This window comes from Citrobacter sp. RHBSTW-00671 (assembly GCF_014103415.1).
Classification (GTDB): Bacteria; Pseudomonadota; Gammaproteobacteria; order Enterobacterales; family Enterobacteriaceae; genus Citrobacter.
This window is the reverse complement of sequence record NZ_JABXPR010000001.1, coordinates 4,772,923-4,785,588: the sequence shown is the minus strand read 5'-3', so window position 1 is coordinate 4,785,588 and position 12,666 is coordinate 4,772,923. Positions and strand designations below refer to the sequence as shown.

At 51.7% G+C, this 12,666-nt stretch carries 13 protein-coding genes; 8 read left to right on the top strand and 5 right to left on the bottom strand.

Features of this window, described 5'->3' with window-relative positions:
• Positions 1–6 precede the first annotated feature (6 nt).
• The gene (mdtM, locus tag HV261_RS22900; RefSeq protein WP_202039609.1) at positions 7–1,248 is read right to left on the bottom strand and encodes a multidrug efflux MFS transporter MdtM; all 1,242 of its coding nucleotides are present in this window, start codon (positions 1,246–1,248) and stop codon (positions 7–9) included.
• Positions 1,249–1,749: 501 nt separating this feature from the next.
• Here mdtM and HV261_RS22895 point away from each other — a divergent pair.
• On the top strand, positions 1,750–2,724 hold the full coding sequence (locus HV261_RS22895) for an Rpn family recombination-promoting nuclease/putative transposase (protein ID WP_202039608.1): 975 nt from the start codon (positions 1,750–1,752) through the stop codon (positions 2,722–2,724).
• Between the two features lie 14 nt (positions 2,725–2,738).
• Here the strand turns inward: HV261_RS22895 and HV261_RS22890 are convergent, their stop codons facing one another.
• On the bottom strand, positions 2,739–4,151 hold the full coding sequence (locus HV261_RS22890; protein WP_202039607.1) for an aminotransferase-like domain-containing protein: 1,413 nt from the start codon (positions 4,149–4,151) through the stop codon (positions 2,739–2,741).
• Positions 4,152–4,328: 177 nt separating this feature from the next.
• Here HV261_RS22890 and HV261_RS22885 point away from each other — a divergent pair, with 177 nt between their 5' ends.
• The 7 genes from HV261_RS22885 (at position 4,329) to tssD (ending at position 8,871) form a co-directional block, all read left to right on the top strand.
• A complete protein-coding gene (locus HV261_RS22885) occupies positions 4,329–4,493 on the top strand; it encodes a DUF1127 domain-containing protein (RefSeq protein ID WP_202039606.1) in 165 nt (54 codons plus the stop codon).
• Between the two features lie 147 nt (positions 4,494–4,640).
• Positions 4,641–5,105: a MarR family winged helix-turn-helix transcriptional regulator gene (locus HV261_RS22880; protein ID WP_202039605.1), complete on the top strand. Its 465-nt coding sequence runs from the start codon at positions 4,641–4,643 to the stop codon at positions 5,103–5,105.
• Between the two features lie 6 nt (positions 5,106–5,111).
• Positions 5,112–6,179, top strand: coding sequence for an HlyD family secretion protein (locus HV261_RS22875; RefSeq protein ID WP_202039604.1), 1,068 nt, complete (start codon positions 5,112–5,114; stop codon positions 6,177–6,179).
• Positions 6,169–7,233, top strand: a complete 1,065-nt coding sequence (locus HV261_RS22870; RefSeq protein ID WP_202039603.1) for a DUF2955 domain-containing protein — start codon at positions 6,169–6,171, stop codon at positions 7,231–7,233. The genes HV261_RS22875 and HV261_RS22870 overlap by 11 nt, the downstream gene beginning before the upstream one ends.
• Positions 7,234–7,510: 277 nt before the next feature.
• A complete protein-coding gene (locus HV261_RS22865) occupies positions 7,511–7,873 on the top strand; it encodes a tlde1 domain-containing protein (RefSeq protein WP_202039602.1) in 363 nt (120 codons plus the stop codon).
• On the top strand, positions 7,873–8,379 hold the full coding sequence (locus HV261_RS22860) for a hypothetical protein (RefSeq protein ID WP_137383834.1): 507 nt from the start codon (positions 7,873–7,875) through the stop codon (positions 8,377–8,379). Before HV261_RS22865 ends, HV261_RS22860 begins: the two co-directional genes overlap by 1 nt.
• Positions 8,380–8,871: a type VI secretion system tube protein TssD gene (gene tssD, locus HV261_RS22855; RefSeq protein ID WP_202039601.1), complete on the top strand. Its 492-nt coding sequence runs from the start codon at positions 8,380–8,382 to the stop codon at positions 8,869–8,871.
• Positions 8,872–8,965: 94 nt separating this feature from the next.
• Here tssD and symE read toward each other — a convergent pair whose 3' ends face one another.
• The 3 genes from symE to HV261_RS22840 all read right to left on the bottom strand — a co-directional run bounded on the left by symE (position 8,966) and on the right by HV261_RS22840 (position 12,623).
• Positions 8,966–9,310 carry an endoribonuclease SymE gene (gene symE / locus HV261_RS22850; protein ID WP_202039600.1) on the bottom strand — a complete coding sequence of 115 codons (345 nt, stop codon included), beginning with the start codon at positions 9,308–9,310 and terminating at the stop codon, positions 8,966–8,968.
• A 215-nt stretch (positions 9,311–9,525) separates the two neighbouring features.
• A complete protein-coding gene (locus HV261_RS22845) occupies positions 9,526–11,154 on the bottom strand; it encodes a restriction endonuclease subunit S (RefSeq protein ID WP_202039599.1) in 1,629 nt (542 codons plus the stop codon).
• On the bottom strand, positions 11,154–12,623 hold the full coding sequence (locus HV261_RS22840) for an N-6 DNA methylase (RefSeq protein ID WP_202039598.1): 1,470 nt from the start codon (positions 12,621–12,623) through the stop codon (positions 11,154–11,156). Before HV261_RS22840 ends, HV261_RS22845 begins: the two co-directional genes overlap by 1 nt.
• Positions 12,624–12,666 lie beyond the last annotated feature (43 nt).

Genomic DNA, 12,666 nt, shown 5'->3' with positions numbered 1-12,666 from the left:
GGAAGATTAGCTCTCAGTGGCTAACGTCGTGGCCTCGTGCTGACGTACCCGCTTCAACAATCCGGCGAGCGTGAATACCACGACAATACCTGCGACAACCGCCAACAGGTGAAACGAAATCCTGCCGCCGTTAAACCACAGCCAGCGCCCAATTTCGACAGAAACCGCCATTACCGTCAGGATCACCATGTTCAGTGATGCGGAGACCGTACCTTTCGGTAAATTGTTGGAAAACAGCGTAAAGCGGAACAATGTTGGGAAAATCATCCCAATGCCAAACGCATACAGGCTGGTTCCCAGCACCGACCACATCCAGACGTGCGGCCACAGCAAATTACCCACAATCAGCACCACCAGCCCGCTTAACTGAACAGGCGCTGCCCGCCAGATAAAGCGCGGCCTCGTCGGATCTTTTACAAAACGTACGACGACCATGTTGGCGACGATTACGGCGCCAAACACCGGCGCCTGCGCCCAGGCAAACTGCGAGGTGGTCATGCCGCCCGCGTCAATCAGGATCACCGGCGAGACCGCCACCCAACTCATCATCGGGATATAGCTCAGCGACAGCGTGGCGGCGCCAAACAGGAACACCCGGTTGCGGAACACGTCGCGGAAGTCACGCAGTACGCCGAGCGCGCTGAACGGCACAGCACCGCGCTGGACGGTCTCCGGCATCGCCAGGACTAACCCGATCAGGGCGATAAGCCCCATGACGGCGATAATGGCAAACAGGATCTTCCAGTGGACAAAGTGCATCAGCGCCGCCCCGGAAAGCGGGCCGATAACCGGGGCAACCAGTACAATGGAAGTGATAACGGCCATCAGCTTAATGGCCTTTGTTTGCCCAAAGGCCTCTTGTACCGTGACATAACCGACAGTGGCGATAAAGCAGATGCTGGTGCCCTGCACGAAACGCGCAACCAGAAATTGCGTCATCGAGGTGGTGAAGAGTGTCGCCGTGCAGGCCAGCGTAAAGATTAACGCCCCAGCAATCAGTACCGGTCGGCGGCCAATCCTGTCGGAAAGCGGCCCTAGCAGCCACTGTAGCGCCATCCCCCCCGCCAGATACAGACTGACTGCCGCCGGCGCCAGGCTGACATCGGCATTGAAATCTCGCACCACGTTGATGATGCCGGGCTGGATCAGGTCCGTCGACAGATAGGCGGCGAAGTCATACAAAATCAGCGCGATAGGGAAAAATAGCGTTGTGGCGCGTTGAGCGAAAAACGCGAGAATCCGTTGCATAAAACAACTCCTTGTCGGGAGAAAACCCTCAACGGGAATAGCGAAATTCAATACCGTCTTACAGACGTCAGGCTGGTGACAGAAAAAAAACAGACTGCAGCTGTACTGAATTTCATGTAATCAAAAACGCTGCCTGCGTGAAGCGCAAACAGGAAATACGTCTTTCTGGCTCAGGTCAGAAAACGTAACGATTACAAGTGACAATCAGCACATTACACCTCGGGAAGAGAACGTTGAATGGAAAATAACCTCCCGCAGTGTAATGCGGATTGGATGATAATTAAACGAGTTTATCGGGTTAATACGCCGAAATTAAAGAGGCTTAACGCGGGAATGCGCATTGAGATAGCGATTCTGCGTGAGGTATTCCAGACAAATGCAGACGTTACAAAGGGACGTTTTTATCTCTGATAACGTCTCGCAAAGAGAGAAAGTCGCAGGTGAGAGAGCGGTTTTCCGGCGCTACAGTCACCGCATCTTATTTCCAGGTGACGGACCGCCATGAATACAGCACCGACTTCCACACCGCATGATGCGGTTTTTAAAACGTTTTTGCGCCACCCAGAGACAGCGCGGGATTTTCTACAAATACATCTTCCCGCTTCGCTGCGCGAACTTTGCGATTTTCAGACGCTGAAACTCGAGTCAGATAGTTTCATTGAAGAGGATTTACGTGCGTATTACTCCGATGTGCTGTGGTCGGTGAAAACAACGGATGGGGATGGATATATTTATGTGGTGATTGAACACCAAAGCACACCGGATGCGCATATGGCATTCAGACTGATGCGCTACGCGGTAGCGGCCATGCAGAAACATTTAGATGCCGGGCATCAGCAGCTACCGCTGGTGGTGCCGATGCTGTTTTATCACGGCGCTAAAAGCCCGTACCCTTATTCTCTATGCTGGCTGGACGAGTTTGCCAACCCGAAGCTGGCTCGTCAGCTGTATGCTGCGGCGTTTCCGCTGGTGGATATTACCGTTATTCCAGATGACGAAATTGTGCAGCATCGACGCATGGCGCTGCTGGAGTTGATCCAAAAACATATTCGCCAGCGCGATCTTATGGGGCTGGTTGAGCAACTTGTTTCCCTGTTAGTTAACGGCTCGACTAATGACAGTCAGCTAAAGACGCTGTTTAATTATATTTTGCGAACCGGCGATGCACCTCGCTTCAATACGTTTATCAGTGCAATTGCCGAACGTTCACCGCAGCATAAGGAGCATTTGATGACGATCGCGGACAGATTGCATGAGGCAGGTTTTCAAAAAGGATGGCTCAAAGGTCAGCAGGAAGGAAAGCAGGAAGGTAAACAGGAAGGTAAACAGGAAGGGCTGATAGAGGGGCGACGTGATGAGGCGCTACGTATTGCCCGCACCATGCTGGCAGATGGCATCGATATCAGCACGGTACAAAAAATTACCCGGCTTTCCGCTGAAGATATTCAGGGCTTAAGCCACCAGGCAGAGGCGTAGCCGGGTGTACCGATTTACTCTATCGCCACCTTTACCGCCTCGCCGAGTTTCTGCATCACTTCCTGATGCTTATCGTTTGGCGGCAATGCACAGTTGATGCGCACGCAGTTGCGATACTTTCCGGATGCGGAGAACAGCGAACCCGGTGCGACCTGGATTTTCAGGCGACAGAGTTGCTTAGCGACGCAGACCATATCGACCTGCTGCGGCAGTTCGACCCATAGCATAAAGCCGCCTTTTGGTCGGGTGACGCAGATGCCGCAGGGAAAGTACTCCCGTACCCAGCAGGTGTAGATCTCCATATTGCGCTGATAAATCTGGCGCATGCGTCGGATATGGCGATGGTAATGACCTTCACGTACAAAGGAAGCCGCTGCCAGTTGCGTAGCGGGAACGTTGGTGCCGATGACGGCGTATTTCATGTGCAGCAGCTTGTTGTAATAGCGACCGGGAACCACCCAACCGACGCGCAGACCGGGGGCGACGGATTTGGTAAACGAACTGCACAGCAGCACCCGACCGTCGCTGTCCCAGGAGTGAATGGTGCGTGGGCGCGGGTACTCCGTTGCCAGCTCGCCATACACATCGTCTTCAAAAATCACGATGTCGTGACGCTGGGCGAGGGTGAGCACCGCCCGCTTCCGCGCATCCGGCATAATAAATCCGAGCGGGTTGTTGCAGTTGGGAACCAGCAGCACACCTTTGATCGGCCACTGATCCAGCGCCAGTTCCAGCGCTTCAACACTGATCCCGGTGTCTGGATCGGTTGGGATCTCAATCACCTTGATCCCCAGGCCGCGCAGCAGCTGCATCGTGCCGTAGTAGGCGGGTGACTCGACGGCAACAATGTCTCCGGGCTGGCAGACCGTCAGCAGCGCCAGCGACATTCCGCTCTGACTGCCGCTGGTGATCACAATATCATCTGCATTGACCACCGAACCGCCGTCCAGCATCAACCGCGCAATCTGCTGACGCAGTTCACGGCACCCGGAGATTTCATCGTAGCCCAGAATCGCTTTCAGATTATGCTGCGTCACGCGGCTTAACTCGCGCCACAGTGGTTTCAGGCTGGGTTGATCAATGTCGGGCACGCCGCTGCTAAACGGGATTATCGATTTGTCCGCGTTGCCCTTTAGCATATCCAGCACCTGATCCCACTGGGTGATTTCGACCGGACGCTGCACCGGACGCGACATCGGTGGCACGGGTGGCTGCACTTTTTGTGGCGCGACAAAATAACCGGAGCGCGGCTGCGGGGTGATCAGCTGTCGCTGCTCCAGCGTTTGATAGGCCTGCTGTACGGTGCTGATGCTGACGCCGTGCTCCTGGCTCAGGCTGCGTACCGAAGGCAGTTTTTCGCCATGGCGATACAGCCCCTGCTCAATGCGTTCGGCCAGCAGATTGGCCAGATGTTGGTAACGCGTCATGCTGTATCCCTCATGGGTGCCATACAGATTAAAAAACCAGTACAGACTGGCGTGAAAATAGCGATGCAGAACTCTTTTTAACCAATCTGTATGTTAAATAAAAGTACTTTGTGAGTCTGTATTGTTCCGGGCCAAATCCGTGAAGATAAAGCCTCTGGCAAGACGGGGAGGCAAGGTATGGAATTTCACGAGAATAAAGCAAAGCAGCCGTTTATTGGATTTGTGCAGATCTGGCAGGCGATAAAACGGTGGCGACTACGGGCGCAAACGCGACGTGTGTTGCATCAGATGAGTGATGAGCGGCTGCGGGACGTCGGGCTACGACGCGATCAGGTGGAGTGATTTTCTTTTATCGACAGAGGCTGGGGGGTATCGCCCCGGCCTCTTTTACATTCACGACATTTATCAATTCATGCTTCTGGTTGGTCCGTTTCTTGATACTTACCCTGATAAGTATTATTTTCTTCTCAGCGATGAGGGAAAAGAAACATGACTGAAGATGAACTGTTTGCCCGCCGTCCAATGGGGATGCGCATGGCGATGGTGGTGCGCCAGTGGCGGGCCATTATTGATGCTGCCATCACCGATACTGGCCTGACGCAGTCCAGCTGGACGGTACTGATGCAGCTGTATCAACTGGGAGACAACGTCTCGGTCAGTGAACTGGCACAAATGCAGGGCATTGAACTGCCGCCGCTGATGCGCACTCTCTCACAGCTGGAAAAGCAGGGCTATCTGCTGCGTTCTACATCGCCTTATGACAAACGCATCCGCCTGCTAACGCTGACCGCGCAAGGCCGCTCAAGGCTGGACGAACTAAACCGGGTGATTGATAACTATCAACATCGCGTCACCTGCACCATTCCTGAAGCGGAGCTTGCCTCCTTCAGCGCGACCTTAAATCAACTCGCCTGCAATTTGCGGACAATCCGCGAAGAAGACAATCAACACTAAAAAACTATGATGACCCCAGAACAAAAATTTGCCCGTTGGGTAAGGGTGAGTATTGCCGCTTTCCTGGTAATATTCGCCTGGTTTATCGTTGCCGATATCTGGATCCCGCTGACGCCGGACTCCACGGTAATGCGTGTGGTAACACCCGTTTCCTCACGCGTTTCCGGCTACGTCTCGCAGGTGCATGTACATAACAATAGCCAGGTGAAGAAGGGCGATTTGCTGTACGAGCTGGATCCGACACCGTTTATCAATAAGGTCGAAGCCGCGCAAATTGCCCTTGAGCAGGCGAAATTGAGCAATCAACAGCTGGACGCGCAGATTGCCTCTGCCCGCGCCAACCTGCGCACCGCGCAATTCACTGCCCGCAACGATAAGACCACCTTTGACCGCTATCAGCGCCTGAGCGCCATGCAGAACGTCTCGCAGTCCGATCTCGATAAGGTGCGTACCACCTGGCAGACCAGTGAACAGTCGGTTGCCGCGCTGAGTGCCAGTATTCAGAACCTGCTGATCCAGCGCGGCGAGCGCGATGACAAGCGTAACGTGACGCTGCAAAAATATCGCAATGCGCTGGACGAGGCGCAACTGAATCTCGGCTGGACGAAGGTGCATGCAGAAACCGATGGCACGGTGAGCAACCTCCAGCTCAACCCCGGACTGTATGCCACTGCGGCTACGCCGCTGCTGGCGCTGGTCAGCCATCAGACGGATATCGTGGCCGATTTTCGTGAGAAAAGCCTGCGTCACACTCGGGTAGATACTGATGCCGCCGTGGTGTTTGACGCCATGCCGGGCAAGGTTTTCTCTGCTCGCGTTACCAGCAGTGATGCCGGTACTCTGGCGGGTCAGGAGCAGGTTAACGGTCAGTTGTCGCAACCGGAACAGTCCACCCGCTGGGTGCGCGATGCGCAGCGTATGCGTATTCATGTGGCGCTGAACGAACCGCTCGACACGCCGTTACCGACCGGGGCGCGCGCTACGGTACAGCTGTATAACAGCGAGGGCATGTTCGCCCGCACCTTTGCCGGGGCGCAGATCCATCTCGTTAGCTGGCTGCACTATGTCTATTAACACCCTGGCCCATGTTTTTACCCCGCACGGGAACATTGTCTACACCGCCAATGATTTTCGCCAGACCCTGCGTATCTCCGTTGCCGGGACAATCGCGCTGAGTATCTCGACCTTTTACAACGTGCAGTACGGCGTGTTTTTTGTGGTTTATCCGCTGATGCTGCTGTCGCTGGTGCCGGTATTCAACCGCCATGTGGCAACCCAGTTCGTGTTCAGCGCGGCGGTGAACTGCGTTGAAATGGTGCTAATCGTCGGCTATCTCTCACAGTGGCCGCTGATTATGACGCTGGTGGTGTTTGGCCTGTACGTGATGCGTTTTCGTTTTATGAGCAAAGGGCCGCTGTTTCTGCTTGGTTCGATGGGTGTGGTGTGTCAGAGCACGATGCTCAACTTTATGAGCTATCCCACCACCAACTGGCATACGCTGATGTTCTCCAATATGGAAGCCTGCGTCATGGCGGTGGCGCTGAGCGCGCTGCTGCATTATCTGATCCCGGACGTGGAGCCGCGCCAGCCGCCGCCGCGCATAGAGAAAGATGCCGCCCGGGTGCGCCATGAATCGCTGCTTTCCGGCACAGTGGCGACGATGATTTTTGTGGTCTTCCAGATCTGTGATTTGAGTGATTCGCTGTCGGCGCTGATGGCAGGCATTTTGATCCTGTTTCCGATGCACTATCGCGGGGCGGTGATCAGCTCGGTCTGGCGCGTGGTCGGCGTGGTGCTGGCCTGCCTGTATATTCTGCTGGTGCAGTTGCTTATCTATGATTTCAGCAACCATATGCTGCTGATGATGCCGCTGATCGGTCTCGGGCTGGCGTTCAGCGCCCGCCTGCACGTAATGGAAAAAGTCGGCGCGGGCGTGGGTTTTGCCAGTATCACCACCATTGGCATTATGTTCGGTCAGAACCTGCACCCGGATCAGGACCTGGTGTTCAGCGATCTGTACCGCATCACCTCCGTCACCGTCGCGCTGGTGGCAACGCTCACCATGGTGTTTCTGGTGCACCGGGTGTTGAACTGCTTTGCCGCGACGCGGTTTGTGATTACCGAGTGAGTGGGCAGTGAGTGCCGGATGGCGGCTGCGCCTGATCCGGCCTAAGGGAAAGTGCCATTTGTAGGCCCGGTAAGCGTAGCGCCACCGGGCGTTTTTCGGATTGCCTGCTGCTTCACCTTTATCTAATTATTCAGAATATGGTTTATTTGTTCGAGGAATGAAAAAATATAAATTATAAATATTCTGAATTTTAATAATTGTGACCTTATGAACAAATTTAATTTTATGATTAAATATGATAAGCGTGATTATTATATTTTAAAGGGTGTAAAATCATATGACATGGGAATATAAAGTATCGACAGGTATACTGAGTCATAACGGTAAGTTAATTGCTTATTGTTACAGTGGTGCCGGTGAATCAAAGGATAAACCGAACTGTGAACACATTCGTAACAAGGGGCCCATTCCACGAGGTGTTTATTTTATTGCAGGATGGAATAATCACAAAAGTCCCTCCGCTATTATCCTCGAACCTATTGCAGGGACCAATACTTTTGGCAGAGATCATTTCGAAATTCATGGTGATAAAAAAGGGCTGCCACCGGGAACGGCATCTGCAGGATGTATCATTATGAATGGACAAGATAAGCGCCAAACCATTTACGATTCGGGTGATACAATTTTGGTGGTAAGATAATGAAATTTATTATTATCTTCTTTCTATTTATGCTTTCGGGTGCCTCCTGCGCTACAGAGCATACTGCACCTCAGCTTCTGCAGATGATAAATGAAAAAGGAGCAAATGCCGTTGTACACGAACTTTATAATGACGATGAATCAGAATGGTGGAACCATATTATTCCTGAAATTAGCAAAGGTAATAATGACTGGTTAACGGTGGCAAGTGCTCTGGAATCCGGAGTAGATGCCAGTACTGCGGAGGATTTGCAGGGGGCGGTTTCTGAAGCCATTCCACATAACCCAGTCGGTGTTCTGGCTATTCTCAGCGATAACAGACCATTGCTGACTATTGAGCAGATATGTGCATTTGCCTCTTTCCCTGAGTCAGAAGAAGAAATGAATAAGCTATTTGTTAATTCCATCAGAGAAATGTATAAGGTCAAAACGGCAGAAGGGAAGCAGTGTATTGCGGTTATGATCAATACTGTCGAAAATTCTGTTCCCTTTAATAAGGATTTATAAATGGCTATCCCTGGATATATGTCACTAATCGATGATGCTGGTAATGTTATCAAAGGTAGTGTGATGGTAAAAGACCGTGAAAATCAGATCGAGGTTTTAGGTTTGTATCATAATGTGAGTTACAACTCTGACTTGCATAATGGAAGGGTGTTGAGTAAACGTCAACATCGTCCATTTTTAATTGAAAAGGAAATTGATGCTTCTAGTGTGTTTTTGTATAAAGCATTAAGTACCGGAGAAATATTAAGGAAAGCGGCTATTGATCTCTATCGAATAAATGATGCTGGTCAGGAAGAGGTCTATTTCACGATAACCCTGGAAGATGTGAAAATCGTTACGATTTTTTCACTAATGCACGATGTTAAAGATCCTTATTACGAAAAACAGACCCATCTTGAACTTGCCCAGTTCCGCTACAAGAAGATTACCTGGCACTATCATGATGGGAATATAGTCCACTCTGATGATTGGGATTATCGCTTAGGGTCTTGAGTAAATGGCTCTGGATAAAATGATGTCACCCTGAGCCGTAATGCAATCAATACATGACGCTTATACTCCTGAGCGCCGTCTGGCATCTTAGAAGTTATCCCTGCCTGCGCGGCTTCGCCGAAATCACGTCGATAAACTCCTGCACCTGCTGTTGCTTACGCGCAGACAGCTTGCACACCCGACGCAGCGACTGCAATAACGCGGGTTCTTCCGGCTCCGGCAGCTTTGCCGTTAATACAATGCAGCCGGGCATCACTTTGATATCAAATGGGGTGCCGGTGGTAAAACCGGCGGCTTCCAGCCACTGGCCTTTCATTATAATCGCCGGGACATGCGTGTAATCCGGATAACGGCTCGCATAGCTGACGGTGCCCAGACGATTATTTGCCGGGGAGACTTCTGGATCGGTGAATTCTGCAATAGAATGCGGGGTAGTCATAATGGCTATTCTCGTTAAATAGTGATTGTGATTAGCGGGGCGCTCGTGTTGCAGCACGGGCGTCTTGCGAAAAATACCTGGATATATCATCAGGGAATAGAAGGAAAGTCCAGCTGAAAATGAATGAAAATAACGGCGGGGATAAAGGGAAGGATTATTTCTGGTGATGGGAATAAAGCGGCTATTTAGCCGCTTTATTGGTTTATGGGGGCGGGTTAATTGATGGCGGCGTCGGTGAGGGCGTCGGCCAGGTGGAGCTGGGTTTGTTGGACGGATTGGATGCGTGATCTTAATTGCTCACAAACTCCATTCAGTTCATTGATTTTTTCAATTATCTGATTCTGCTCTTCAATTGGAGGGCAAGGAATGGGATACCCTTTTACAGTTGAAACATTAATTCTTGGAGCAGCTCCTCCAGTGGTCATTTGTTGAGCCAAAGAGGTAATTAAAGGGCTGTTTAATACAATCTCAAGATACTCAGCAGAAATATTTTCCATGGGTCTAATTAGCATCATCCTTTGCCCCAGACAAATCTTGACTTTTTCGGGAACTCGGCATGCAACCCCTAATATTCCACCTTCCCTGCTATAAAGTATGTCACCAGGCGAAGGTTCTAAGCGTTGGGTTCGTTCAATATAAGTTTGTTCGCTGACGTATCTTGAATTATTTAAATCTAGATATCCTGGTTTAAATTGATTTGTCCTTACACAAATAAAACCTTGTTCTGTCCATTTAGGAGTCGAATGTGGACAATCTATGATAGCTGCTGATATCTGATCCAAAGTACAAAGATTCCAATGTGCTGGAATATATTGCATTAGATCACTGAAAGTAGAGTTATTTTCTGCGGTTGTATTTTTGTTCTTTGTAGAGGAAGATATTTTCGGCGTCGTTATTTTGCCCATCACCGCCAGTTGCAGAATGGTCTGTTTTAAGGCGTCAATGCTGGCTTCGGTGGTAAACAGCGTGTCGAAATGCTCGCTGATACGCGCCCAGTTTTCGACCAGTTCATCGGCGTTCTGGCTGTCGGTTAGCGTGGTTAGCAGGGTTTCAACAAGTTGTTGGTGGGCGTCCAGACTGGTCAGGGAGTGTTGTTCCAGTTGGTCGCATAGGATCATCAATTCATTTACTTTTGATACGATGGCTTTCTGTTCGCTTTGAGGTGGAATCGCTATTGTTAAATTATAAGCATCGTTACGATTTAAGCCGGGCTTAATTCCTTTTCCCAAAGTATCGAGGCCCAAGGTATGAAATTGTATAAAGACAAACTCTAGATTCATCGCACTTGGGGGGATAGTACTGTAAGCAACATCTGTCACCCAGCAGGCAGACTGATCTGAGAGGTTTAATGCCCCTGCTGAACCTTTTCTGCCGATAACAATACATGGTGATTTAACGCATGCTTCGTTGTGTGTACCTACAATTCCGTTGGAGCCATATACATTATATTCGCCAGAATTAGATCTTTTTTCTTGAGGTAAATTATTACCATATTCCATTTCATAGATGCTACCAAACTGCACCCACTCCCATCCCACCGGCAGCTCAAACGGTTTCTCTTCCTCGCTAATCTCCGGCAGCGGCTTGGGCCTTTTAATTTTCCCCTGCTTCACCAGCTCGGCTTTTTCCGCCGCAATACGTTTCAGCAATTCCGACGCCGGTTCGTCGTTCGGATCCTGCGGCACCAGCTTGCCGCGCACCGCCAGCTCAAGAATCAGTTCGCGCAGCTTCTTGATCCCGTACAGATCGATCTTGCCCGAGCGGCCGCGCCCGGCCGTAGAGCGGGTTTGCAGCGCAGTGGTCCAGGTGTCGATATGGTCGACAATCAGTTTTTCCACCGCCATCAGTTGGCCTCCTTACCGGAGAGCGCCGCGCCGAGGATATCGCGCAGCTGGTGGCGCAGGGTCTGGATCGCTTCCTGCTGTTTCGCATACTGTGTGAGCAGTTCGTCCGGATCGTGGCTGACGGTTTCCGCCTGGTGCGGGTTCTTGATATCGAGGTTAAAGTTGCGGGCAATCACCTCGTCGATGCTGACCTTCCACGCCTGCTCGTTCTCGACGCGGCTGGCGAAGCCGTCGGCCTCGTTGCCCCACCAGTCGATCTCGGCCTGGAACTCTTCAAACTTCATCGGTTTGGTTTTGCTGTAGTTCTTCACGCCCGCCGGGTACGGGTGCTCGTAAAACCAGATTTCTTTCGTCGGCTGGCCTTTGGTAAAGAACAGCAGGTTGGTTTTGATCCCGGTGTACGGGTTAAACACGCCGTTCGGCAGACGCACGATGGTGTGCAGGTTGCACTCCTCGGTGAGCAGCTTTTTGATCTTGGTTTTCACGCCTTCGCCAAACAGCGTGCCGTCCGGCAGCACCACCGCCGCGCGGCCGTTTTTCGCCAGCACTTCAATAATCAATTGCAGGAACAGATCCGCCGTTTCGCGGGTCTGCATCTCTGCCGGGAAGTTCTTCTCGATGCCGTCTTCTTCGGTGCCGCCGAACGGCGGGTTGGTGACGATGACATCCAGCTGTTCATCCCACGACGACAGCGGCTTGTTAAGGGTGTTGTCGTGACGAATTTGCACCGGCACTTCGATGCCGTGCAGCAGCATATTGGTGGTCGCCAGCAGGTGCGGGAGCTGCTTTTTCTCCACGCCGTGGATTTGCTGTTGCAGCGTCTGGTGATCGGCCACGCTCTGCACATATTTGTTTTTTACGTGATCGAACGCGCAGGCGAGGAAGCCGCCGGTGCCGCAGGCCGGGTCCATAATCGACTCGCCGAGCTTCGGATCCACGCGATCGACCATAAAGCGAGTGACGGCGCGCGGGGTATAAAATTCACCGGCATTACCCGCCGATTGCAGATCTTTGAGGATCTGTTCGTAAATGTCGCCGAACAGGTGGCGTTCGCTGGCGCTGGTGAAGTCAATTTCGTTGAGCTTGTTGATCACCTGACGCAGCAGGGTGCCGTTTTTCATGTAGTTATAGGCGTCGCTGAACGCCTGTCTGACCACAAAGCCGCGCGGGTTTTTATCAATGGGCGCGGTGAGGTTTTTCAGCGCCGGGAACAGGTCATCGTTGACGAATTCCAGCAGGGAATCGCCGGTAATGCCTTCGGCGTTCGCCGCCCAGGTGCGCCACAGGTAGCGCTGCGGGATCGGGTACTGATAGTTATCCTGCTCCAGTTCCAGCGCCTCTTCCTGGGCGTCAAAGATTTTCAGAAACAGCAGCCAGGAGAGCTGGCCGAGACGCTGCGCATCGCCGTCCACGCCGGCGTCTTTGCGCATAATGTCCTGTAATGATTTGATCACTGAGCTGATTGACATGATGTATTCCATGTTTCATTAACAATAAGGCCTTCTGCTACGC